This is a genomic window from Bacillus sp. NTK034 (assembly GCF_017303275.1).
Lineage (GTDB): Bacteria > Bacillota > Bacilli > Bacillales > Cytobacillaceae > Cytobacillus.
The window spans coordinates 29,641-53,741 of the sequence record NZ_JAFKOJ010000002.1; the positions used below are offsets into that span (position 1 = coordinate 29,641).

The following is a 24,101-nucleotide window of genomic DNA, read 5'->3' on the forward strand; positions in this document are numbered from 1 at the left end:
TCTGCAGATAGTCTGTTTGAGTTTTTCCTTAACATCTTTATTCACTGATTATCCTTCAAATAAAAAAGCTGACGGACACTTTCCGCCAGCTTTTTTGATGGAATTACTTTAAAGCATTAACTGCATTAATTAGCCCATGGCCAGATTGTTCGTCGTATCCAGGCTTGAAGATATCCTCTGATGAAGATTGAATGATCTGCTTTACTTGTGCAGGAGAGATTTGGTCTTTCCCATGTTTTGCAATGATAACACCAGCCAGTGCAGCAACTTTCGGAGCGGCCATAGAAGTCCCGCCTTTATACCCATACCCGCCGCCAGGGATTGTTGCTAATGCCAAATAAGTATTGTCTCTGCCAGCTCCAGTATTTGGATCATAGTTTGGGCCCAAGTCTCCGCCAGGTGCCATAACATCAATTTTGCCGACACCGTAATTGGAATAGAAAGCAAGATTCTTTAAAGCTCCTCCCGCAGATACACGAATCATCAATTGACTGCTGGGGCTTCTGTGTGTTGCACCGTTATCAGAACCTGACAGCTGTCCCGGACTCTTTAAATCAACAGCGTTATTTCCTGCAGAACCAACTACAGTAACACCTTTTTGAATCGCATATTTAATGGCTCTGTTAAACATCTGCACGTCCGCTACAGTTTCCTTGGTTGTATACTCGGGATTCTGGAACCAGTCATAGCCGCCAAGAGACATGTTGACAACATCCACATTGTCATCCGCAGCTGTTATTAAAGCTTCTGCGATATGGGAAGTCGCTGCACCGCCTTCCGGGCCGAATACACGGTATGCTGCTACCTTTAAATCAGGTCCTACACCCATTGTTCTTCCTTTCGCTGCAATTGATCCTGCAACGTGGGTTCCATGGCTGTTTTCATCCATTGGATCCGGGTAGCCCGGAACAAAGGATTTACCATATGCGTAATTTTCTTTTAAATCTGGATGATTATAGTCAATACCTGTGTCGATTACACCAACAACGATATCTTTACCGTCAGCTGTCTTTCCAGTTCCTCCAGGAAGATTCCATGACGAACCATTATTTGTTACTTGTTTGATATCCCATTGAAGACTGTGATATAGATCAGCATTATCTAATGGAAGATCTGCATTTACTGCAGGAGCTTCGGGATAAATTACATTTTCAGCGCCAGCAGACAATACCAAGGAAGACTTCCGAATTTCATTAAGAAAATTAGGATTTGCTGATGAAACCTCAACAGCTCCTAATTTATCAAGCTTATTCTCTACTTGTCCTCCAGATTTTCTCACTAATTCTGTATAGCCTGCAGGAAGCTTTGCTTCATCTTTGAAAACAACTAAAAAACTCTTTTCAGCCGTTTGGGCTTGTCCAATGCTGACAGAACCCGCAAAAACAGCTGAGGCACATAATGCCAAACTTAATGTTCCCGTTACGATGCCCTTCTTGATATTCATTTTTTATTGAGACCCCCTTATATTTTCTAATTTTCATTATATTCTAAATAAAAGTCTCGACAATCTTTGTATTTCGACATACTTCTTCGTCACTTTTCAGGAAACAATACTTAGAACCCATTTGTCTTTTTACATTTTAAGTCTGCCTGGGTCTATTTACTTGATTCCCAATCAAAAACTTTGTTTGTTCATCTTCAGCCCTGTCGAAAAGACAAGACTATTTCCTTAAGAAAAAACCGCATCTTATTAGATGCGGCTTGGCTAAAATTGATTGATTCTATCAAAGGATGTTCTTGCATCCTCATATCCTTGCAGATATAACTTTTCCAGTTTTTGAGGATTCCGCTCCATCCGTCCCACTGTTAATGGCTCCTGCGGCTGGATGACAAGAACTGTCCCATTCTTCTCTTCCTGTTCAACATAGCGGAGGGTATCGTTATAGGTCCGGCAGCGTTCCGCCAGTGCTTTCTGCAGCCCGGTATAATGCGGATATTTCCTTTTGACCATAAAAGTAAATTTAGATGGCTTTTTGGAATATCCCCTGTTTCTTGTTAAAATCACTATATTTTTTTTGAATCCATCTTCCTGGGCTTTCTTGATTGGTATAGGGTCGCTGATTCCGCCATCAAGGAGGACCCGGCTATTAAAATCCACCTCCGGGGCAATAAAAGGCAAGGAACTTGAGGCTTTTAAAACCTTAAGCATATCTTTGCCATAATCTTTTTTACTGAAATACACCGGTTTGCCGGTATGGCAATCTGTTGTTCCAATGACAAATTCAGACTCATTTTTATAAAACTCATCATAGTGATATGGGACAAGTTTATTCGGTATTTCATCAAAAATAAAATCCATCCCGAATAATTGACGGGATTTAAAGTAATTCCGCCATGAGATATATCGGGGATCTGTGACATAATCCACATTCACAATTCTGTTCCTGCCCTTTTGCTTGGACAAGTAAGAAGCTGCATTGCAAGCCCCTGCAGAAACTCCAATTACATAAGGAAAGCAGAGGTCCTGTTCAAGAAAATACTCGAGAACTCCCGCTGTGTATACTCCCCGCATTCCTCCGCCTTCAAGCACCAGACCCGCTTCACTGATCACCGTTCATCTTCCTTTCACTCTTTTAAAGCTATACTACCAAAATATCAACCTTCCATATACAAATCTGCCCAAAAGGGAAGAACATGCCATGAAGTCAGGCAAGTTCCCTTCTTTTAAAGATAGCAATTGATGCCAGCATGGAAATAACAATAGTTATAACAGAAACAATAATACTCGGCAATAATTCATCCGGGAAATTACGGCCCAAAATGAAAGCATTCGTATAAGCAGATAGAAGGGCCGGACTCCACTCCAGCAGATGAGGAAGCGAACTGCTCAAGAGGCTTAATATGACTATGACGCCAATACTGATAAATCCAATAGTACCAGGCGATTTAATAAACGTATTGAACAGTATGACTATAGTTATAATAAGTGTAAGCCAGATACCATAAACAAAGAAGGATTGGAGAAAATCCGAAAAAGGAATAAATTCAAACAATACGCCTACATAGTACCAGGAGAGGAAGTAACCTAATAAATAAGAGAACCATATGAGAATCATAGAACCAGCCCACTTTGAAGTTACAAACCGAGCGTATGAAACAGGCTTCACCAGTATAAGCCCCGCCACACCGCTTTTCCTTTCCCCAGCAATAGTCCCCATTGTAATTAATACAATAATAAGCACACCAAACGTATTGAACTGGCTAAGACTTGCAGCGAGTGCTTCACCTGCAGATGGAACTGGAAGCTCGATGACTGCTCCTTCCGGCAGCCCGCCAAGAGAATCAATAATCTGAGGCATATAATATAATGTCAGCGGCTCCTTTACAGCTATCATAATAAAAGTAAGCGGAACCCATATCCATTTGAAATTTCTGGACATTTCAAGCATTTCTTTTTTAAATAAAGTCATCCATTGGTTCATTTTTGCACCACTTTCATGAATACATCCTCCAGCCTCGTTCTGCTGATTTCAAACTTAACCAGCGGCAAGTTCCGTTTCATAATCTCAGTTAAAAATAGTTTTCTGGCATATTCTATATCCTCTACCAAAAAGCTCGCATACTCTCCATCCAATTTCATTGAAGAAACAGGCTGAAGCAGAGCTAATTCTTCTGCATATTGCACTGTATTTTCTTTAAAAGCCAAGTCAATCTTTGCCTGCTGATGTTTAGTTCGCAGGCCTGCCAACGTCCCTGATTCAACTAGTTCACCATTATGGAGAAATAATATTTCATCACAAATCTCTTCTGCATCATTTAGTATATGAGTTGAAAATAGGATAGCTGATTCTTTTTTCAGCTTATCCATCAGCTCCAGCACTTCTCTGCGTCCAAATGGGTCGAGAGCAGAAACCGGTTCATCAAGCATGACGAGCTTCGGACGATGGATTATAGCCTGCGCAATGCCAAGCCGCTGCTTCATGCCTCCTGAATATTTTCCAATCCGCCGATTCTTAGCTTCAGCTATACCGGTAAGTTCAAGAAGCTCTTTTGCTCTGTCTTTGGCTTCTGATTTAGGAAGACCGGCAAGCTGGCCGGCATATTCGAGAAACTCGATGCCTGTCATCCATTCATAAAAAACGGGAAATTGAGGAAGATAACCTATTAATCTTCGGAAATCCGCTTTTTCTGCCCCTTCAAACACGATCGAACCGGAATCCGGCTTCACCAGCCCGGCAAGCATTTTTAATGTAGTTGTTTTTCCTGCCCCGTTTGCTCCCAGAAGGGCAATACATTTTCTTTCAGATAATTGGAAGTCCAGACCTTTTATTACTTCCTGGTCCTGGAATTGCTTTTTTAGGTTTATTATGCTTACAACTGGCATTATCAGGCTCTCCTTCCGAAAATAAAGTAAATAATTGGCCCCATCAGGTTTATAAATAAAATGATGAGAGCCCATACCCATTTTGGCCCATTTGCTTTTTCTATTTTTACCAGATCAATAATGGCAACGGCCATTAATATAAGCTGAATGATAACTATAGGTGCAAGAATTGCCCAATTAATACTTTCTAAAAACTCCATTATGCTGTCCTCCCTTATTTGTTATGTCATTCATATGACGTGCAAGTTCCTAAAACGTTCACTGGGAATTCAATAGTTTTTAAACAAAAAAACACCCCAATAATGGAGTGCATCAGAGTTTAATAGAATAAAGAAGGGGTTAATCTTTTTCTTTTTCATAAACAGACATCATATTGCGGATTTCGTTTGTTACTTGATCAATGAGCGAGGACGGCGAGAGTACCTTCGCCTGGTTACCCCAGTTGAGGAGCCATTTGACAAGACCCTCACTCACAATGGCTTTTGCTGTTAAAACGAAATGATTTTCATCAAGCTTTCTTATGTCTGCATCCCTCCCGAATTTATCAATTATCACGTTGATCAGATCGTTATGGAACCGGATTTTTATCCACTCTTCAGAGCCGGCATACATATGAAAGGTTGAGCTCACATACCTGGATACATCAAAAGGTTCATATGCGAACTGTTCTTCCGTTATATTTACATTGCGCAGACGGTCAATCCGATAATGGCGGATTTCTTCATTAGCAAAGTAATAGGCTATTAAATAATAAAAATCATTTACCCAGGTGAGCGCCAGCGGCTTGACCCTGTATTGCCCTCCATTGTGGCTTAAAGCAAATTCCTTGTTAAGATTATATCTTCCATATTGAAATGTGACGATTCTCCGCTCGGAAATGGCTTCATGCAAATCATTGATAGCCAGCCGAACCAGTTTGCTCTCACTTTTTACAGAGGAATCGATCATAATTTCATTATGCAGCTTTTTGGCATGATGAATGCTTGTCAGCTTTTTAATTTTCCGGATCAGCTGTTTCGTCTCATCTTTCGTGATAAAGCGTGCAGAAGCAACAGCATCAATCAGCATACGCAATTCATAAAGCTCGAATAGACGGTATTGATGGCTGTAGAACTTAGGCATCCCCTCTTTTTCCTGGTTGATGGTAATATCAAATTTTGCTTCAATCAGGTGCTCAATATCATCCCTCAGTGAGTTTTTGTTTAATTTCACATCCGGTCCATATTCCTTTTTAAAGCATTCAGTTATATCGTCCATTGTATATTCATTTTCTTCATCAGTCTGCTCTCTTAGAATCTCCATAAGCTTGAGCATCCTTTGTTTGTTATCAAGTCTATTCATTACTTCCCCCCGTGTACTGTATAACTAAAAGCTCTGCAGAATTAATTATCCATTAAAAAAAGCCCAGTGGCAACGGCCCTGGACTCTGTTAAATTACTTTAAAATCCTGAAAACTAAAGGTATTCTGTACTCCTTGCCCTCATACGCTTTGACTGCAGCTACTATCGTAAAAATAAAAGCAAGGATTCCCACGATCCAAATAGTTATCATCCCAATTAAGATGATCATAAGCACGACGCTGATGGCACTGTAAATCGTATAGGAAATTAAAAAATTCAGATATTCCTTGCCATGATAATCTACAAACTCAGAGTCATTCTTTTTTAAAAGCCAAATGATCAGCGGTCCAAAAAAAGCTGTAAAAAAGCTGGTTACATAGATAGCTGCAGCTAAAAGCCTTTCATCATTGGAAGGCATTTTATAATCATTCATTCTGTTTCCTCCTAATAATCCTCAATATATTTTATGATTTCTTCTATATTATTTACGTTATTCATTTTAAAAGGTTTCATGTATTTATTAATTTTTGCGCCCTTCCCCAAAATAATTAAAACCTTAATTTCAAGTTCTTGAATGGGACAACTTGAATACAAATGTTAAAGACAGGCATTGCGCCATGACTTTGCCAAATTCTAAAGACAGGCATTGCGCCATGACTTTGCCAAATTCTCATACCTGCTTAGGAAGGTGATATATAGATGATGTCAAAGCTGGAGGCATTCATTCTGGGGATCATCCAGGGACTTACCGAGTTCCTTCCTATATCCAGTACAGGACATTTATATCTGGGGAGACATCTATTTGGGCTAGATGAAGCTGGCCTCTTCCTTGATACAATGCTGCATATAGGAACTTTACTGGCAGTCCTTGTCGTTTACAAAAATGAATTGCTTCAAATTGTAAAGAAGCCATTCGGCAAGCTTTCGATGCTTCTGATAGTCGGGACGATTCCAGCCGTAATCGTCGGGCTCCTGCTGAGTGACATGTTCGATTCAATTTCAAAATCAGGTATTACAATCGGCTGGGAGTTTCTATTTACCGGGTTCATAATCTGGATTGCTGATGGTGTTAAGAAAGGCGCAAAAAAGATGGACCGCATCACTTATGGGGATGCCCTGTTTATCGGCACCTTTCAGGCAGCTGCCATCTTTCCGGCAGTCTCCAGATCCGGATTAACCATTGCAGCAGGACTCTTCAGAAAGCTTGACAGGGAAACAGCTGCTTATTTTTCCTTTCTGCTATCCATTCCGGTCATCGCAGGCGGCATTGTCATGCAATTTGGCGAATTGATGTCCGGTCACACAGAAGCCATAACCCTTGGCAGCATGTTAATGGCAACATTGTCATCAGCACTCTTTGGCTATGCAGCAGTCGTTTGGATGATTAATTTTCTAAAACGAAAATCCCTGAAGATTTTTGCTGTATACGTCTGGATATTAGGGTTCACCATTATACTCCTGCAAATGACCGGGATTTTTTAAATTTCTAATGGGGAGGTATCAGAATGGAAGAGATTATTGCCAGCATTTTTGAAATACTTTCCCAGCTGGGTTATGCCGGCATTGCACTTGGATTAATGGTTGAGGTGATACCAAGCGAAATCGTCTTGAGCTATGGCGGCTTTTTAGTCAGCACAGGAGACATCCATTTTACAGGTGCCCTGCTTGCGGGGATTGCAGGCGGAACATTAGCACAGCTGTTTCTTTACTGGCTTGGATCTTATGGAGGAAGGCCTGTTCTTGATAAATACGGGAAATATTTACTGATTCAAAAAAAACATTTGGATGCATCAGAGAAATGGTTTGAAAAGTATGGAACCGGAGTGATCTTTACGGCCAGATTTATTCCTGTAATACGGCATGCCATATCCATCCCTGCCGGAATAGCCAAAATGCCATTATCGGTCTTTACAGTATATACAATTGCAGCCATGGTGCCATGGACGGTTCTCTTTTTATTATTGGGAATGGAACTTGGTGACCATTGGAGAGACATCAAAGAATACGCAAAACCATTTATATTGCCGATCATAGTCATCGCGTCGGGATCGGGAGTTTTCTATTTTTTTTACAAAGTCCGGAAGAGTTAACATAACCTAAATCAGCTTATTACTCAAAAGTGTAGAATGATCATTTTACACTTTTTTTATTTGTTTAATCAGAAAATGTTCACCCTTTCTTTTCATTTTTGTAAAATAAAGCAAATACTACAGGATCAAAGGACGAGACCATGTGATGAAAATTTTATTAAAAAACGCATTCATTTACCCTATTGCTTCCCCTGCTTTTCATGGGGATGTCTTAGTTGAGAACGGAAAAATATTAAAGACAGGCAAGAATTTGAAGTCTGATTCTAATGTAAAAATTATTGACTGCCATAGCCACCACCTGCTTCCGGGCTTCATAGATGTTCATACTCATTTGGGACTGTATGATGAAGGCACCGGATGGGCAGGCAATGATGCCAACGAAACAATTGAACCGTTGAGCCCGCACATTCGAGCTATGGATGGAGTATATCCTCTTGATCCCGCATTTGCCGATGCTGTGAAATATGGCATAACAACTGCCCATATTATGCCAGGCAGTGCCAATGTAATTGGGGGAACTACTTCTGTTATTAAGACTGCAGGAAAAAATATCAGCAAAATGATTATCCAGGAAACAGCCGGACTTAAGATTGCCCTTGGAGAAAATCCAAAACGGATTCACAGCCATGGCAACAAGGATTCAATTACAAGAATGGGGATAATGGGTATGCTGCGGGAAGCCTTTTATGAAGCTTTACAGTGCGATAACCCTGACTCTTTTCGGTTTTCACCGCTTGTAAAAGCGCTTAAAAGAGAAATTCCCGTCAGGATTCACGCGCACAGGGCAGATGATATTATTTCTGCAATCCGCTTTGCAGAAGAATTCAACCTGGATCTTCGGATCGAACATTGTACAGAAGGCCATTTAATTGCGGACGAATTGGAAGGGTTGAATTTAAAGGTATCAGTCGGGCCCACTTTAACAAGAAGGTCCAAAGTGGAGTTGAAGAACAAAACCTGGAAAACGTACCAGCAGCTGACAGAGCATGGTGTTGAAGTTTCAATCACTACAGATCATCCCTACACACCTGTGCAGTATTTAAATATGTGTGCAGCTATTGCAGTCCGGGAAGGCCTTTCAGAACAAAAGGCCTTGGAAGGAATCACCATTCTGCCGGCAAAAAACCTAAGGATCGATAATCAGCTTGGGAGCATTGAGGAAGGAAAAGATGCCGATTTAGTTTTGTGGAACCATCACCCATTTCACTTTCTTTCCAAGCCGAAATGGACAATGATAGGCGGAAATTTTGTGTACAGGGAATCGTGAACCTGTGTCGAATATCGCTGGTGTAATTTGACATAAAATCGCAAAAAAAATAATCAAAAAACCTATTTCCTTTTTGATTTTTTTTTAGTATTATACCTAAAGTGAAGTGAAAATTTTGCTTCTTTATGACAGACAATCTAATATCGGAAACGATAGTAATAGGGAAGGCAAATGGTGCGCCACCAGTTATCTGGTTCTAGTGGGTTCGATTCCCACCCCGAAATTTTTTAGCAGCATAATAAAAAATTTCGAGGGTGGACCGAAGGCTCTATTTGGCATGGAGTAGGACTGCCCTCAATTGGAGGGATATCCTATGCTCAAGAAACGTGATCTTCACGACTGCCATGCTTTATTTGATTTAATGACGCACCCTGATGTCTTCCCTTTTGTTCGCCAAAAAGCCAATTGTTATGATGAGTTTATGTTTATTACAAAGCAGACAATCGAAGCAGAAGAACGCGGTGAATTGATTTCACGCACAATTCTTGATGAATGGGGCGCTCCGATTGGGACGATCAATTTGTATGACATCCAGGAAAATGCCGGTTTCTTAGGCACATGGCTTGGCAAGCCCTATCATGGGAAGGGCTATAACAAATTAGCAAAAGATGCTTTCTTTGAAGAGCTCTTTTTTGAAGCCGGCATTGAAACAATCTTTATGCGGATCCGTAAAGAAAATATCCGCTCGCAAAAAGCTGCAGAAAAGCTTCCTTATGTCATTCTTGCAAATGAAACAAGAAAGTCTGTTTATGACCAGCTGAATGCAACTGAAAAGATTTACAATTTATATGAGATCCCAAAAGATCTATATACTCTTCATGTAATGCGTCATGGAGCAGCAGTCCAAGAATCGTCCCAATTATTGGAGGCTTAAAAGAAAACGGAAGGGCCTTGCCCACCCCAGACACCTCGAGGGGGGGCTAGGCGCTGGAGCTAGACAGCTCTCGAAGTACAAAGATATATACTCTATAAATAATAAAAACGCAAAGCACTTGCATAGAAGCAAGTGCTTTTTATTATTCTTTCAATTGATAATATTGGATTCCGGTTCATCTGTTTTTTCTCTTATACCGTAATGGGCCAGCAATTCTTCCAGCTCTTCATTTGTAAGTGTTTCAAAACGTCCGTCCACAAATGAAACTTGAGTCTGATTTGGATTAATCCTATTTATATTGAAGCTCATCTTTCTGCCTCCTTCAAGTCAAGTTTTGGAAATGGCTGCTTTTAATATTTATACTCGCCGATTGAAAGATTTTTATTCCCATTATTAAAAAGTTCACATAATTTAAACTTTTTTAATTTATCAATTGCCTATTCTACTATAGCTGTTTTCCCTGGATAAAAGGCCTGGATTTGAGCCGGCTTCTCTTTAGTATGATATAATTCTCTAGTTACTTTATAGAAAGAGGAAAGATTCATGAATCAGACATACAGCAAAAAACAAAAACTGCATCAGCTGCTGGTGATTTTAGTTCCAATACTAGTAACCCAGCTGGCGATGTACTCCATGACATTTATTGATACTTTAATGACCGGCCGCTATCATTCACAGGACCTGGCAGGTGTAGCGATTGGATCCTCACTTTGGGTCCCTGTGTTCACCGGTCTGAGCGGCATACTTCTTGCAGTTACACCGATCGTATCCCACTTGGTGGGAGCAAAGAAACAGAGTGAGGAAGTTGCTTTTTCTGTCATTCAGGGTGTTTATCTTTCCATCATTATGGCCGTCCTTGTATTCGCCGGTGGAGCACTCTCCTTAAATCCAATCTTAAGTGGAATGAATCTCGAAAACAGGGTCCATGACACAGCTTTCAACTACCTTGCAGCCTTAAGCACAGGATTGATTCCCCTGTTTGTCTACAATGTATTAAGATCGTTTATTGACGCTCTTGGAAAAACCAGGGTCAGTATGATCATTACTCTTCTTTCACTGCCGATAAATGCTGTGTTTAACTATATGCTTATATACGGCAAGTGGGGATTTCCAGAACTCGGAGGAGCAGGTGCTGGTTATGCTTCTTCTGTTACTTACTGGCTGATCATGCTCATTTCATTTTTTATTATTCATAAAAATTCGCCATTCTCGAATTATGGAGTTTTCAGGAATTTGCATGCTGTTTCAATCAGCAAATGGAAAGAAATTCTAATGATTGGCATCCCAATTGGCTTATCGATTTTTTTCGAAACAAGCATTTTCTCAGCAGTTACTTTATTAATGAGCACATTCGAAACTGCGGTTATCGCCGCTCATCAGATTGCCCTTAATTTTGCATCGCTTCTTTATATGATACCGCTCAGCATCTCAATGGCATTAACAATAGTTGTAGGATTTGAAGCAGGGGCTGCACGATTTAGGGATGCTAAAGAGTACAGCTGGATCGGGGTAGGCATTGCCGTAATCATGGCATTAATTTGTGCAGTCATCCTTTTGGCTTTCCCAAAAGAAGTTGCATCTATTTATACAAAAGACGGCGATGTATTAAAATTAACGGCCCATTTTTTAATCTATGCCATGTTCTTTCAGCTTTCAGATGCCATTCAGGCACCTGTTCAGGGAGCATTAAGAGGGTATAAGGACGTAAACGTAACCTTTATTATGTCACTTATTTCTTATTGGGTCATCGGTCTGCCATTTGGTTATTATCTTGCCAATTATACAAACTGGGGGGCATATGGTTATTGGATCGGCTTAATTACAGGACTTGCAGCTGGCGCCATTACTTTAACAAGCCGGCTGATTTTTCTTCAAAACAAAAAATATCCAGCATCCATGAAAGTTTAAAAAAAGGCAGAAGAATTCAGTTCTTCTGCCTTTTTTATAAGTTTACCCCTGATAAATTTTACCAAGTACGTCTTTTCCCCCTGTAACCGGGATAATGCTGCCTGTAATAAAATCGGATTTTTCATCTGTCAGAAAGCTGATTACACGGGCAATATCCTCACCTGTTCCCGGTCTTCCAACTGGTGATGCATTTTCCTGAACCTCAGCAGCTTCTTCAATTTTTTTTTCTTTCCATTCCCCGACAATATCTCCTGGACAAACCATATTTGCGGTTATTCCATTCCCTGCCTCTTCAAGTGCAATAGATTTCGTCAAAGACGCAGCTCCTGTTTTTGCAGCCGCAAAAGCGGAACGATAGATCCAGCCCGAAGCTGATTCTACTCGATCAAATCCAATTGTAATAATCCTTCCCCATCCAATTTCCCTCATTTTCGGGATAAATAATTTGGATAAATAAAATACCGCATTTAAATTCCCATTAATCAGATAATTCCATTGTTCGAAGGTATAATCCAGCATCTCTTTTCTTTCATGTACGTAAGGGCCTGCATTATGAATGACTATATCGATGACTGGGAATTCATAAAAAGCAGCTTCTGACATTTTTACACATTCGGCTGGTATAGAAATATCTCCCTGCAGAGCAATATTTTTAGTTCCATATTTTTTGGTCAGTTCCCGGCATAATGAGACAGCTTCCTTTTGACTGCTACGGTAATTGATCACCAGATCGATGCCTTTTGCGCCAAGCACATGCGCCGTTCTTTTCCCGATTCCTGTTGCTCCTCCCGTGATTAAAGCTGCTTTATTTCTCACAAAATTACCCCTCAGTATTTAATAAATTTTATATACATCAATACCAATATACTAGTAATTACAGTGTATTAATGCAAATAATAAGAAGTTTTTTTCACTTTCAGCAACAGGGGCTTTGCAAAACTTAAAAATCCATTATTAACGGTTAGGCGTTTCTCCGCATAGAATATATGGCATAGTGATGAATCATTAGCCTAGCCGGCAGCTTAGCATGGAAAGGATGAGAAGGATGTTTCCATGGAACCTTTTTCCATTTAATAAAGATATGAAAAGTCCTCCCCATCAAATGAAACCGGAGGATATTGATAAATATGTTCGAAATATCATGGGGCAAATGTTTCCTCAAAATATGCAGGAAATGAACGGAACACCAGATTTTATGAAGGGCTTTAATACAGCAGCACCTGGAGCTAATCACCAGCCAAATTCTGCACCACTGAATGCTTCCGTCTTTGAAACACATGATTATGTTTTTGTCAGATTCCCCATCAAAAACGAGGACTGGTTAAAAAAAATGAAACTTTACCACACATCCAACCAAATGATTATTGAACATATTCCTGAGAAAGACGATAAGCACATCATTACTCTCCCTGCTATTGTCAGGAAAAAAGGATCATCAGCCAGCTGCAAAGAGGGGTATATGGAGATAAAAATACCTAAAAACGTCGATATGCAATTTTCGGAAATTGATGTAACGGAAATTTTATAAAGGGGGCATCTTTATGGAACTGGAAAAATGGAAAGAACTAATAAAAATGTCCTCCCAATATCAAAATCAGGATTTCTGGGAAACCTTTATATCGCCTGAGAATCCCGGTCACAATAAAAAACATTCTTTTTCAGGACTGGAACAGGAAAAAATCAATCGTTTCCTATCAAATCAGGATATTTATCCGCGATGTGACATGTATGAGTACGATGGGAATATCAAAATTGAAGCAGAGCTCTCCGGTGTATGCATCAATGACATTAAAGTATCTCTCGTACAAAATGAACTAATTATTAAAGGAAAATGTTCATCATTTCATCAGCATTTGCGCTATTATCTGAAGGAAAGACATAGCAGATCCTTTGAAAAAGTGCTGACCCTCCCTATGCCCGTTGATAAATATTCAATAGAAACGTCATTCGAAAATGGGATACTTTCCATTACTCTTCCCATCTCATTCCAAGAGGAAGAAGTAATACCCATTTTTGTAAAAAGTGAATAAAAAAACCTAATCAAGCAGTTTATCATAACAATAAAAAGGGTTCTCCCGATCCATGAAGATTGTACCTGCATTGACATATCCGTTTTTTTCAAATAATCTTTGAGCCTTTTTATTAAGCGAGTATGTATCGGTTCTCATATACGGTATCCCTTTACTGACAGCATGTTCTTCAGCATAATTAATTAACTTGCTCGCAATTCCCTCACCTCTGATCTCTGGATCTACTGCCAGACGGTGGAAAACAAAACACGGCTCATCTTTTCTCCACGAGGCATTTTTATATTCCTCTGCCTGGATTTGATCAACAGTAATGGAACCTGCGACTTTTCCTTCATAGATGAAAGTGTACAAATTGCCCGTTTCAACATCAGCTAAAAAATCCTGATCCTGGGGATAAGTCCGATTCCACTGGTCATTCCCCTCGGATTCCATAATGGCAACAGTTTTCTTAACGATGTCCATAATTTTGTTCAAATCGTCTTTTGTTCCTTTTCTAATATCCATGTAAATCACCTGTTGATTCAGATTTTAGTGTCTTTTACTAATGTCCCATTGAATGATTGAATACATACATAGAGCCGCAGTAAATACTATATTGAATCATAAAGTAAAAGAAGGGATCCAGGCGACAGCGCAAAAACACATAAAAAGACAGCCTTAAGAGGCTGCCTTTCACTCAAGCATATATTATTTTCCAATGAACATTTGAGTCCAGTAGTTACCGTCAGCAACATGGCCAACACCAAGGTGCGTGAAGTTTGCATTCATGATGTTTTTACGGTGGCCTTCACTATTCATCCAAGCTTGTACAACTTCTTCAGGAGACTGCTGGCCCATAGCAATGTTTTCGCCTGCTGTAGTGTATGAGATGCCGAATTGCTTCATCATATCAAATGGTGAACCGTAAGTTGGGCTGTTATGATCAAAATATCCTTTAGACTGCATATCACGTGATTTTTCACGAGCAACTTTGCTTAATTCAACATCTAATTGAAGTGCAGGCACTCCTGCTTTTGCACGTTCCTGGTTAGTTAATTCAAGTACTTTCTTCTCGTAAGCACTTACTTCAGAAGTTGCAGGTGCTGCTTCTTTTGTCTGTTCAGCAGGTGTTTGCTGCTGTGCAGGCTGCTGTGCCGGAGCTTTTGCTGTTTCTTGTGCTTTTGCAGGCTGTGCTGCTGGAGCTGCCGGAGCTGCCGGCTTCTGAGCTTCCTGTTTATTTACTTGAACATTTCCCCAATTAATATTGTAGTTTTTAAGGTATTTTTGAAGAATGTTATTGATTTGTTCCTGGCTTAGGTTGCCAGATTGAGAAACTGCGATTTTTTTAGCTTGCTCAGGAGTAGGACAATTTGAAGCTGCGTCCGCCTGGTTAGCTCCTGGTGCTGATACTAGTAATGCTGCTGCCGCTGCTACTGAGTAAATAACTTTCTTATTCATGTATATAAATCCTCCCTGTGTTTGTTTTCTTTGTTGTGTGGTGCTGTGTGACTTGCACAATCATCATATCACAGGGTTTTTCGTAATAATTTTGGACAGATTTGACAAATACCTGATTTCGGCACCCCTACGAGACTTTTAAACTAGTCAAATTAGGGCTGCAACTTTTCATAAATCCTTATATTAATAGGTTTAGGGATATTCATAAATGGGTAATTGTAGGATTGGATTTTTTTCTCTTTAGTGGAAGCGGCTCTGAACAAATACCATTTATATACTAAAAGATCACTATTGACAGGTTTTTAGTCTGACATTATTCTTTACTTTTATTACACCATTGTAACAAATGTTGTGGGTATATGTGCCCGGATTTGGGTATTTATCCCCCTAAAGGAAAGCTATTGCAGAGTAACAAGACCCAAAACAAAAAGCAGCAGATGCTGCTGCTTTTTAATGGCTGCCATGACCACTCTCATCTATATTTTCCATGTTCGGGCTGCCTGATTCTTCTTCAGGTTCACTAGGCTGGCCGATAACAAATTCTTTTTTAGGCATATTATGCATCCTGCGTGCCGTTACGTGTGAGTATATATAGTAGGTTCCTTCTTCCTCGAAGGTTTTCTCGAGACGATAAATCCCATTTTCAGCATGTTCAACAAGAATTTTTTCGTGTTCCTCCGCATTTGCTCTCCAGATTTCAAACTTTACCTCGTCTGCATCCGTGACCTCTTCTTCCCCATATGTAACGTTTGCTTCAAAAACCACCGGCTCATTTACTTGTCCTTTTTCAGGATTAATCGATAACTCGACTTCCAGAAATTGCGGTTCTTCCTCAGCTGCATTATTATTGCTGCAGGCTGTCAGGATTACCATGAGCATCACTGGGAGCCAGATATTTACTAGCTTCTTCATCATAAATCTCCTTATCTTACCTTATTTCGAACAGCGGCATCACAATCCTAACCGTCGTTCCTTTATTTAATTCACTTAAAACAGTAAGCTCACCTTGATGGAGCTTAACTAGCTTTTCTGCAATTGCAAGACCAAGACCTGTACCGCCATCAGATCTCGTTCTGCCTTTATTTACTCTATAAAACCTTTGTTTAATCTTGCTTAAATGTTCTTCAGAAATCCCTATCCCTGTATCCTCTATTTCAATTATGCATTTATCTATCTCTTGAGATAAACGGATCATGATTCTGCCTTCGGCTGTATACCGAATAGAATTGTCCATTATGTTTTGGATAATCTGCTCAATCCTGCCTTCATCCCCGTTGATGATTACTTCAGGATCCAGGCAGTATTGTAAATCCAAATTTTTATCACGGAGGATAGGCTTGTATTTTTCAATAGCATCCTCTATAAGCTGTCCCAAAGGGAGCGGCATTTTTTCGAGTTTGTATTCGTCGGATTCAAGCTTAGATAAATCAAGCAGATCTCCCACCAAACGTTCCATCCTTTTTGACTCTCTAAGTATCAGCTGCAAATATCTTTGCCTGTCCTCCTCAGATTCTGCCATCTCGGAAATGAGTGCTTCACTGTAGCCCTTTACATAGCTAATAGGGGTTCTTAACTCATGCGATACGTTTGCCAGGAAGTCCTTTTTCTTTTCATCTTCTTTTTGTATAGATGAGGACATATGATTAAATGCATTTGCCAGCTGGCCAATTTCGTCCTTTGAATCAATTTCTAAATGAATATCATAGTACCCCTTTGAAACATGGTCAGCTGCATCCTTCATATCCAATAGGGGCTTTGTCAGTTTTTTAACCAGCATGGTTCCTAAAATGATGCTGATAACTGTAAAAATCATCGCGGCTGCAAACCAAAGATACGCAAAATCCTGGGTAATCTCAGAAATTTTTGCCAGGGGAACATATAAATATATTATGCCCTGGAGCCGATTATCATCGAGAAGCGGAATAATGACACCCATAATTTTTCGGTCAAACCTTTTTTCATAGCCCAATTTTTCAACTGTGCTGCCTTTTAGCAGCTCTTCACGTTCTTCTTCACTAATTAGTGTCTGATAGTCAATTTCAAAAGGCAGACAGGCACTAAGCTCTCTAGGATTACTGACAATAAAAACCTCTGTTTCTGATTTTGCATTATACCAATCGATTTTTTCCCTGAGATCCTCTGTCAAAGGACCCCCCTTGTATTCTGACGACAGGCTCCTCCCTTCAGTAAGCAGGGATTCCCTGACATTTTCCACATAGATTTTTTCATAAAATAAATAAGATAAAAAGTAGGAATATAAGATCGTTATGATAATTGCGGCTGTCACGGTCAGCCACATTTTTTTTGCCAGGCTATTCGTCAGGAATTTCATTCACTCGGCACCTCGAATTTATAGCCTACTCCCCAGACTGTTTGGATATAGTCCCCAACCCCAAGCTTCATTCTCAGCGTTTTTATATGAGTATCCACTGTTCGTAAACTTCCTGTATAATCCATGCCCCATATATATTCTAGCAGCTGCTCCCTGCTTAATGCCTGGCTTTTATGTTCGATAAAAAATAGAAGCAGTTCATATTCTTTAAGAGTAAGCGTGACCTGCTTACCCGCAACTGAGACTTTCCTTGCTTTTTTGTCAATTGTGATCTTTCCAATCTGAATAGAATCCATGTCACTTTTTAATCCGCCGGTTCTTCGGAGAACTGCATTCATTCTGGCAATAAGTTCTCCAGGACTGAAGGGTTTGACAATATAGTCGTCCCCCCCTAACTGCAGGGCTTTCACTTTATCCCATTCCTCTCCCTTTGCAGAGAGAAATATAATTGGTACATTTGATTTTTTCCTGATTCGAGAACATACTTCAAATCCATCTTCACCCGGCATCATTATATCCAGAATAACTAAGTCCATCACATTATTTTCAAGTATGCCATATGCTTCAAAGCTGCTTTCTGCTGAAAAGCATGTAAATCCTGAGTTCCCCAGGTACATTTCAATCAAATGCCTCATATCTGCTTCATCATCTATAATCAGGATATTCAGCATGTCATTTTACACTCTCCCTAATGACTATTTTAAAAGGGCCTTCTCCAACCTTAATATTATTAAGCGTTTTTAAATTTTTTGGATCTAGTATATGTAAATCATTGCTGTCATAACCGGCGACCAAAAGTATATCTTTTGCAAAAGCCATTTCAAAAGGATTTGCTGCAACCGAGACAGAGGCAGCCTCTTCCCCTGATTCATTAATTTTATATAACATATTTGATCCATGGCTTAAGACATAAACATGATTTTCATGTCCAAGAAAATTAATCGGCATATAAGCAGCTGGAATTTGCTTTATCAACTCCCCGGTTTCAGTGTCATACACATGGATATTTTGTTCAATCTCAACTCCTTCTCCATGTCCGCCAATCCAGATTTCACCGCTTTTCTCATTAAGCCAGGCACCGGCTGCTGAAGGATGGATTGTAAATTCCCCGCTTTTTGCTTTTGATTCAAGATCGATAATTCCCAGTTTTTCATGATTGAAGCTTAGGACAAATAACTTATTCTCTTCACCATATTCTAGGAGGGTAAGCGGATCTCTTTCCGTCTCGACCTGTTTTTCCTCTTCTCCATTTAAATTAAAGAACCTAATTTTGTTTAAGTTTTGATCTGCAAAAGCTATTTCATTAGTATCAAGCAGGATGCCATTGACGATACCTTCTCCTGTCTCCCAGCTATCAATCAGTTTTCCCTCCTTTAAGGAGTATTGATCTGCCGTTTCAAGCTGTTTTCCATAAAGTAGAATGGAATCATTGTCCGGGAGAATTAGTGCCCCTGTATAAGGTTTCTCCATGATCCACTCTGCCGCCAGCTCCTTCTTAGCCAAATCCACAAAAGATAAGGTCATATCCTTGATATTCACTGTAGCAGCAAAAGTTATATCTTCAGGAATTGAAGGCTGTCTCTTTTCTGAGCAGGAAGTAAGGAATGCGGTTAATATCAATAATAATAAAAACCAATAATTTTTTTTAAACATACCATTTCTCCTTATGACTATCTTATCTTCATCTTACCTTAATATTGTGAGATAAATGTGAAAGGATCTTGAAACCTATAGAAAACCTGCTGAATTCAAAAAAAAAATAGGAAGCTTACCCTTCCTATTTCAAACATTCAAATTCATTGATATGCATTTGGATAAGTGCGTTTTTTGATGTTTCATCCAACTCTGAGTGTGTTATCCTCTTAACCGCCAGGTAAAATTTTTCATAGATCGTCTTACGGACTCTAGGATGTGAATTTTCATCCTTTAGTTCCCTGGAGATCGCTTCTTTCAATATAATTTCAGCATTATGATTCTCTTCGAGTTTCCGGTTATTCCAAAGCTTCCGGTATTCATTCAAAAGCTTTTCATAGTCTGCACTCATTACTGCCACTTCCCTTCCAAAACAGGAAACCATTATATTTCCTTAGATGTATTTTTACATAAATAATTTTATAAATGCAAAAAATATAGCTAATATGCCAGAAAGGAGAATGAGTTAATGAATTCACCTTATCGGTGCCCAAACTGTAAAACCAACAGAAGCCGATTCAATATTATTCAGCAGGTGCCTCAATCCATCAAAATGGATCCCCAGACAGGGAATGTATTGGAAGAGTACAGCAGTGAACAGCTGTCCCCATTCCATATGCCTTATAAAGGCCCTGACAAGAGAGTGCAGTGTGCGGCCTGCGGGCTTGTGGAAGACGAACGCACATTCATCAAATTTGGCGAAAAACAGTAGTTTTGCTAAAACGAATAAAAGCTTGAGATTTTATTCTCAAGCTTTTATTCGTTCACTAACTTATTCTCCTTAAGGAATCTTTTATTGTCCACTTTCCATGGGTCCGCTTGTGAATAGCGAACAAGATAGATGCAGCCTCGAAAATGCACTCTGCCGCGGTTTTTTATAAACCAGTCTGCTTCCACCGGCACTTCCAGGCTCAGCTCGTCTGTCAAATCCTCAGCAGGAAGGACAGGCATCGCACTTAGCCTTGCATTTTCTATGCTGGGCAGGATTTTATTCCAGGCTAAGGGCTGGAGGGAAATGGGCTGTACTATCTTGGCATCCTGCTGTTTTAATCCAGCCATGAATGCACTGATTACTTCATATGGATTTGCATTATAGAGATATTCATCAAGTTTTCCTGCTGCTTTTAATATCATCAGCTTATGTGATAAATCCATGTAATTGGTACGATGTGTGGTACTGCCATAAAAATGAATACAGAAGTGCCCAGGAAAGTTGTTTTTCAGTGCTCCGCCTCCATGGGGCATTCCATGCATAGAAGCGGCAATCCACTGATTTCCATTAATAACAATTATTGCCCTCCTCTTCCAGCTCCATTTTCCCCCATAAATGCTTTTCATCATTTTTGTCTCTTCAGCATTTAATGGCTGAACATCAGCATGATGGCTGCCGGCTCGTCTTTGAACTTTAAACTTCTTGCCTGTTTCAACATCCAGAACAGTAAATTTACTGTATTTAGGCAATATGCCATTCACTTTTTCCCAAGGAATCATATCAATTTGCCAGCTTATCCCCTCTTCCGCTGCAGTAGTATGTGTGCCTCCCGCAGCAAGAAGAACAATAATAATCATGATTGCATGTATTGTTTTCATAAGTTCCACTCATTTTTTATGTTTTTTTCGGTACAGCATTATATATTGAGTTTCCCAAAAACAGGTTTTTTTCATTCATCTGAAGGAATAAAAAAATCGCACAATTTGAGTGCGATTTTTCTAATCTTAATTAATGCCTTCTAAGGTTTTTAACCTTTTTTCAATTTCTTCCCAGTCAAGATTTTCTCCTATAAAAACCATATTCAATGGCATATTTATGTTTTCGTGCATATACAGCGGCATTCCATAAGAAAACTGAAAAAGAAACGGGTACTGTGAGGAATTCAGTTTCAAATATCCTTTTATTCTGTAAACAGTATCAGGGAGGCCTCTTAGAAAGTCCTCAAATTCAGGCTGATTGACAGGTTTTTGAAACTTATATACAAAAGTGCTCAAGCGCAGATCAGAAAAAACATGTGACCGGGATGCGGGGCTCTTATTCCCGGAAGACATGCCTCTTACCTCTTTCACAGCGATCTTTGAGTACGATGTTAAGATGCTGAAAGCCTGGCTGTTTAGACCCTGAATTTCCATCGTAAGCCGCGCCTGTTCCGCTTCGGTTAGTTCATCTGCTTTATTTAAAATTATTAAATCCGCATGCCGCACCTGCTCAAGTAAGAGCTGCTGAATCTGCGGGCTTAACTGCTTTCGATTAAGCCATCTGGGACCGTCAACAACTGAAAGAACCCCTTTTACCAGCATGCGATCTGCAAAGAGGGGGGAAAGGATGCTATCCAGAACTTCAATGGGATGAGCAGCGCCTGTTGTTTCAATATAGATCGCTTCCGGTTTATCAACCACCAATAATTCTTGAAGCTGAGCTTCCAGCTTATCTGAGATTGTACAGCATATGCATCCATCAAGCAGCTCCTTTAAAGGTACATCCTCATCGACCACGTCTGAGTCAATTGATACTTTCCCGAGCTCGTTCATCATAACTGCCACTTTCCTGCCTTGCTTTTTTTCATCCTGGAGCAGGTGCTTTAGAAGTGTTGTTTTCCCGCTCCCTAGAAAGCCTGATAATATATATATTTCTGTGTTATTCATATTTTTCCCCTTCTTCACGGTCTGCAAGCATTTCTTCAATCAATATCATCATTTTCTTTTCTATTGAATCAATATCCAGATTTGTTAAATAACCAACGGAATGAAACATTTCCTGTTTGCATTTCCAGATGGGAATATATGCATTTGGAAAAAAATCATCTTCCGTTTCAATTCCCAATTCCAAAATGGACTCATAATCAACTTTAAAAACATCATTATCAGATGCTCTGCGGCCTTTAATGGTTCTGATCAGGTCCACTACCAGATATTCCCCGCCGGCATGAAAGACTGATTTATACTTATTAAGAAGTTTTTCTGCAAGCTTTTCGCATTTTTGTTCTATATCTGAAATTTGATTGCGGGTCTGCTCATTAAGTTCCACTATCTGCTTCAAAGGATCACCTCTTTATAGCTATCCTGTCTAATGACACATTGTATATGATTTTAACAGTCCATACAAACCATAAGACATATTTGCTATAATCTCTAATAAGGATGGTGGAGTTAATGCTCGAAAATACCGGAGAAAGAATCATACCGGAGGAAATGCCGATTACAAATGGAATGCTACTGGAACATTTGGCGCGTTACTATTTTGCCCTTTATTATGCCAGAGGAAGAGTCCTTGATATTGCCTGCGGAACGGGGTACGGCTCAAAAATTATGGCAAAATCCAAGAAAAAAGAAATAAATGAAATTATCGCTGTGGACATGGATGAAGAGACACTGAAATATGCCAGGCAGCACCATTATCATCCTCTTGTACAATATGTAAAAGCCAATGCAGAAGAAGAAACCCTCCCTGAACAATTAGGATTCTTTGATGTAATTACGAGCTTTGAAACGCTTGAACACCTGGCATCAGAAGAAATATTTCTTAACAGCCTTTATAAGATGCTAAAGCCTGGAGGGACTCTCATTTTATCCACTCCATTCGGCGCTGGAAGGGGAAAACCAACGAGAGAGCCTTTCCACTATCACCAGCTGACTGAAGATGAATTCATCGACCTGTTTAAGTCATACGGAGAGACGGAATTTTATTATCAGAGAAGTGTTCTTATTGAACCGAAAAGAGAAGGCAAGCATTATCCCTTTGGGATTGCGGTCTGCAGAAAAAATAAATGAGGAGCCCCACTGGCTCCTCATTTTAATAGCGCTATGGCTCTTATCTGCGCTATTCTTTTTCAGCCTTCAAAAACTGCTTAAGTGCTTCTGAGTTTTCTTCAAAATCCAGCTGGAGAACCGATCCGGCATGCTCATACGTTTTATTTTCAAAACTGTCTGTAATGGGCACTCTCAGCGTTTCAATATCAGTAACAGGGTCCATTAAAAATGATACACCTAAAGCTATTGCTTCCTCAATCTTCAAGTCAGTTTCAACGTATTTCAATGCCTGGCTTATCACTTCCGGAAACCTTGCCAAACCAGCGGGTGAAGAGAATTGATTCATCACTTCATCTTTAAGTTCTATCAAAATTTCCTGCTGCCTGTCCACTCTCCCAAAATCACTTTGTCCATCATGGCGAAATCTCACATACGATAAAAGGTCGCTCCCCTTAAGTTTTTGCTTCCCGGCCTCCAAATCCAAGCCCATATCTTCAATCATTGCAGAACTGACTTCCACTTCAATTCCATCAGGGGCAATGGCATCAAGCATTTTTGTAAATCCCTTAAAATCGATAATTGCAGTATGATCGATTTGGACTCCAAAGTTCTGTTCTATTGTTTCCTTTAATAAATCCTTGCCGCCTATATAATAAGCATGATTCAGTTTACTGTACATATATTCATAATCTGGAATTTTAACATAGCTATCCCTCATTAAAGAGACCAATTTAATCGAATCTCCAGAGGGTACATAACTGGCTAGAAGAATAGCATCAGAACGTGAATCCTCTTCTCCCCTGCTATCAACACCAATCAGCAAAAAGTTTTTCGTACCATTTCCAATAGCTGATGGCTCTTTATCCTCCTTTTCAGTCTCATCAGCTGCAGTATCCCGCCTTACCTCATTGCGATCTTCTTTTTGCTGAAAGGAAGTACAGCCCGACAGGATGGCTGCAGCCAATAAAAAAACAATTATTATATTCTTCAAGCGAATCACTCCTGCGCTGCATATAGTAAAGTTTACTATCATTGTGGGAAAGATGAATGCTTTATATACCCATTT

Annotated in this window: 29 protein-coding genes; 9 read left to right on the forward strand and 20 right to left on the reverse strand. The window is 39.8% G+C overall.

Annotated features, from left to right (window positions below; genetic code table 11):
- Window positions 1–103: 103 nt before the first annotated feature.
- The 7 genes from JI665_RS06225 to JI665_RS06255 all read right to left on the reverse strand — a co-directional run bounded on the left by JI665_RS06225 (window position 104) and on the right by JI665_RS06255 (window position 6,097).
- Window positions 104–1,444 carry a S8 family peptidase gene (locus JI665_RS06225; protein WP_206837812.1) on the reverse strand — a complete coding sequence of 447 codons (1,341 nt, stop codon included), beginning with the start codon at window positions 1,442–1,444 and terminating at the stop codon, window positions 104–106.
- A gap of 261 nt (window positions 1,445–1,705) precedes the next feature.
- Window positions 1,706–2,551: a patatin-like phospholipase family protein gene (locus JI665_RS06230; protein ID WP_206837814.1), complete on the reverse strand. Its 846-nt coding sequence runs from the start codon at window positions 2,549–2,551 to the stop codon at window positions 1,706–1,708.
- Between the two features lie 94 nt (window positions 2,552–2,645).
- Entirely contained in the window at window positions 2,646–3,422 is a 777-nt protein-coding gene (locus JI665_RS06235; RefSeq protein WP_206837818.1) for an ABC transporter permease, read from the reverse strand.
- Window positions 3,419–4,324 (reverse strand): ABC transporter ATP-binding protein, encoded by a 906-nt coding sequence (locus JI665_RS06240; protein WP_206837821.1) that lies wholly within the window; start codon window positions 4,322–4,324, stop codon window positions 3,419–3,421. The genes JI665_RS06235 and JI665_RS06240 overlap by 4 nt, the downstream gene beginning before the upstream one ends.
- Window positions 4,325–4,326: 2 nt before the next feature.
- Window positions 4,327–4,524, reverse strand: coding sequence for a PLD nuclease N-terminal domain-containing protein (locus JI665_RS06245; protein WP_206837822.1), 198 nt, complete (start codon window positions 4,522–4,524; stop codon window positions 4,327–4,329).
- A 139-nt stretch (window positions 4,525–4,663) separates the two neighbouring features.
- The gene (locus tag JI665_RS06250; protein ID WP_206837826.1) at window positions 4,664–5,665 is read right to left on the reverse strand and encodes a helix-turn-helix transcriptional regulator; all 1,002 of its coding nucleotides are present in this window, start codon (window positions 5,663–5,665) and stop codon (window positions 4,664–4,666) included.
- 93 nt (window positions 5,666–5,758) lie between these two features.
- The gene (locus tag JI665_RS06255; protein WP_206837827.1) at window positions 5,759–6,097 is read right to left on the reverse strand and encodes a DUF4870 domain-containing protein; all 339 of its coding nucleotides are present in this window, start codon (window positions 6,095–6,097) and stop codon (window positions 5,759–5,761) included.
- A gap of 269 nt (window positions 6,098–6,366) precedes the next feature.
- On the opposite strand from JI665_RS06255, the gene JI665_RS06260 reads away from it, so the two are divergent.
- The 4 genes from JI665_RS06260 (at window position 6,367) to JI665_RS06275 (ending at window position 9,895) form a co-directional block, all read left to right on the forward strand.
- On the forward strand, window positions 6,367–7,146 hold the full coding sequence (locus tag JI665_RS06260; protein WP_206839269.1) for an undecaprenyl-diphosphate phosphatase: 780 nt from the start codon (window positions 6,367–6,369) through the stop codon (window positions 7,144–7,146).
- A 23-nt stretch (window positions 7,147–7,169) separates the two neighbouring features.
- Window positions 7,170–7,754, forward strand: coding sequence for a DedA family protein (locus JI665_RS06265; RefSeq protein ID WP_206837829.1), 585 nt, complete (start codon window positions 7,170–7,172; stop codon window positions 7,752–7,754).
- A 142-nt stretch (window positions 7,755–7,896) separates the two neighbouring features.
- Window positions 7,897–9,021: an amidohydrolase gene (locus tag JI665_RS06270; RefSeq protein ID WP_206837830.1), complete on the forward strand. Its 1,125-nt coding sequence runs from the start codon at window positions 7,897–7,899 to the stop codon at window positions 9,019–9,021.
- Window positions 9,022–9,334: 313 nt separating this feature from the next.
- Window positions 9,335–9,895 (forward strand): GNAT family N-acetyltransferase, encoded by a 561-nt coding sequence (locus JI665_RS06275; RefSeq protein WP_206837833.1) that lies wholly within the window; start codon window positions 9,335–9,337, stop codon window positions 9,893–9,895.
- Between the two features lie 150 nt (window positions 9,896–10,045).
- Here JI665_RS06275 and JI665_RS06280 read toward each other — a convergent pair whose 3' ends face one another.
- Complete coding sequence (locus tag JI665_RS06280) at window positions 10,046–10,204, reverse strand: hypothetical protein (RefSeq protein ID WP_206837837.1); 159 nt, start codon at window positions 10,202–10,204, stop codon at window positions 10,046–10,048.
- A gap of 234 nt (window positions 10,205–10,438) precedes the next feature.
- Here JI665_RS06280 and JI665_RS06285 point away from each other — a divergent pair, with 234 nt between their 5' ends.
- Window positions 10,439–11,803 carry an MATE family efflux transporter gene (locus JI665_RS06285; RefSeq protein WP_206837840.1) on the forward strand — a complete coding sequence of 455 codons (1,365 nt, stop codon included), beginning with the start codon at window positions 10,439–10,441 and terminating at the stop codon, window positions 11,801–11,803.
- A gap of 42 nt (window positions 11,804–11,845) precedes the next feature.
- On the opposite strand, the gene JI665_RS06290 is transcribed toward JI665_RS06285, so the two are convergent.
- A complete protein-coding gene (locus JI665_RS06290) occupies window positions 11,846–12,619 on the reverse strand; it encodes an SDR family oxidoreductase (RefSeq protein WP_206837843.1) in 774 nt (257 codons plus the stop codon).
- 229 nt (window positions 12,620–12,848) lie between these two features.
- Between JI665_RS06290 and JI665_RS06295 the strand changes: the two genes are divergently transcribed.
- Together JI665_RS06295 and JI665_RS06300 are read left to right on the forward strand one after the other, a co-directional pair.
- Complete coding sequence (locus JI665_RS06295; protein WP_206837846.1) at window positions 12,849–13,331, forward strand: Hsp20/alpha crystallin family protein; 483 nt, start codon at window positions 12,849–12,851, stop codon at window positions 13,329–13,331.
- A gap of 13 nt (window positions 13,332–13,344) precedes the next feature.
- Window positions 13,345–13,833 carry an Hsp20/alpha crystallin family protein gene (locus JI665_RS06300; RefSeq protein WP_206837849.1) on the forward strand — a complete coding sequence of 163 codons (489 nt, stop codon included), beginning with the start codon at window positions 13,345–13,347 and terminating at the stop codon, window positions 13,831–13,833.
- 6 nt (window positions 13,834–13,839) lie between these two features.
- On the opposite strand, the gene JI665_RS06305 is transcribed toward JI665_RS06300, so the two are convergent.
- The 7 genes from JI665_RS06305 to JI665_RS06335 form a co-directional block, all read right to left on the reverse strand.
- The gene (locus JI665_RS06305; RefSeq protein WP_206837855.1) at window positions 13,840–14,337 is read right to left on the reverse strand and encodes a GNAT family N-acetyltransferase; all 498 of its coding nucleotides are present in this window, start codon (window positions 14,335–14,337) and stop codon (window positions 13,840–13,842) included.
- A 183-nt stretch (window positions 14,338–14,520) separates the two neighbouring features.
- Window positions 14,521–15,270: a CAP domain-containing protein gene (locus JI665_RS06310; protein WP_206837858.1), complete on the reverse strand. Its 750-nt coding sequence runs from the start codon at window positions 15,268–15,270 to the stop codon at window positions 14,521–14,523.
- A 450-nt stretch (window positions 15,271–15,720) separates the two neighbouring features.
- Window positions 15,721–16,182 (reverse strand): FixH family protein, encoded by a 462-nt coding sequence (locus JI665_RS06315; RefSeq protein WP_206837860.1) that lies wholly within the window; start codon window positions 16,180–16,182, stop codon window positions 15,721–15,723.
- Between the two features lie 16 nt (window positions 16,183–16,198).
- Complete coding sequence (locus tag JI665_RS06320) at window positions 16,199–17,602, reverse strand: sensor histidine kinase (RefSeq protein ID WP_206837863.1); 1,404 nt, start codon at window positions 17,600–17,602, stop codon at window positions 16,199–16,201.
- Window positions 17,599–18,273, reverse strand: a complete 675-nt coding sequence (locus JI665_RS06325) for a response regulator transcription factor (protein WP_206837864.1) — start codon at window positions 18,271–18,273, stop codon at window positions 17,599–17,601. Before JI665_RS06325 ends, JI665_RS06320 begins: the two co-directional genes overlap by 4 nt.
- Window position 18,274: 1 nt before the next feature.
- Window positions 18,275–19,255 carry a YncE family protein gene (locus JI665_RS06330; RefSeq protein ID WP_206837866.1) on the reverse strand — a complete coding sequence of 327 codons (981 nt, stop codon included), beginning with the start codon at window positions 19,253–19,255 and terminating at the stop codon, window positions 18,275–18,277.
- A 124-nt stretch (window positions 19,256–19,379) separates the two neighbouring features.
- Entirely contained in the window at window positions 19,380–19,646 is a 267-nt protein-coding gene (locus JI665_RS06335) for a hypothetical protein (RefSeq protein WP_206837868.1), read from the reverse strand.
- A 117-nt stretch (window positions 19,647–19,763) separates the two neighbouring features.
- On the opposite strand from JI665_RS06335, the gene JI665_RS06340 reads away from it, so the two are divergent.
- Window positions 19,764–20,006 carry a hypothetical protein gene (locus tag JI665_RS06340; protein ID WP_009332565.1) on the forward strand — a complete coding sequence of 81 codons (243 nt, stop codon included), beginning with the start codon at window positions 19,764–19,766 and terminating at the stop codon, window positions 20,004–20,006.
- Between the two features lie 44 nt (window positions 20,007–20,050).
- Here the strand turns inward: JI665_RS06340 and JI665_RS06345 are convergent, their stop codons facing one another.
- The 3 genes from JI665_RS06345 to JI665_RS06355 form a co-directional block, all read right to left on the reverse strand.
- Window positions 20,051–20,884: a hypothetical protein gene (locus tag JI665_RS06345; protein ID WP_206837870.1), complete on the reverse strand. Its 834-nt coding sequence runs from the start codon at window positions 20,882–20,884 to the stop codon at window positions 20,051–20,053.
- Window positions 20,885–21,010: 126 nt separating this feature from the next.
- On the reverse strand, window positions 21,011–21,931 hold the full coding sequence (locus JI665_RS06350) for a CobW family GTP-binding protein (protein ID WP_206837873.1): 921 nt from the start codon (window positions 21,929–21,931) through the stop codon (window positions 21,011–21,013).
- Window positions 21,924–22,325, reverse strand: coding sequence for a hypothetical protein (locus tag JI665_RS06355; RefSeq protein ID WP_206837876.1), 402 nt, complete (start codon window positions 22,323–22,325; stop codon window positions 21,924–21,926). The genes JI665_RS06350 and JI665_RS06355 overlap by 8 nt, the downstream gene beginning before the upstream one ends.
- 113 nt (window positions 22,326–22,438) lie before the next feature.
- Here JI665_RS06355 and JI665_RS06360 point away from each other — a divergent pair, with 113 nt between their 5' ends.
- Complete coding sequence (locus JI665_RS06360; protein ID WP_206837879.1) at window positions 22,439–23,056, forward strand: class I SAM-dependent methyltransferase; 618 nt, start codon at window positions 22,439–22,441, stop codon at window positions 23,054–23,056.
- Window positions 23,057–23,105: 49 nt separating this feature from the next.
- Here the strand turns inward: JI665_RS06360 and JI665_RS06365 are convergent, their stop codons facing one another.
- A complete protein-coding gene (locus JI665_RS06365) occupies window positions 23,106–24,035 on the reverse strand; it encodes an LCP family protein (protein ID WP_414635264.1) in 930 nt (309 codons plus the stop codon).
- Window positions 24,036–24,101 lie beyond the last annotated feature (66 nt).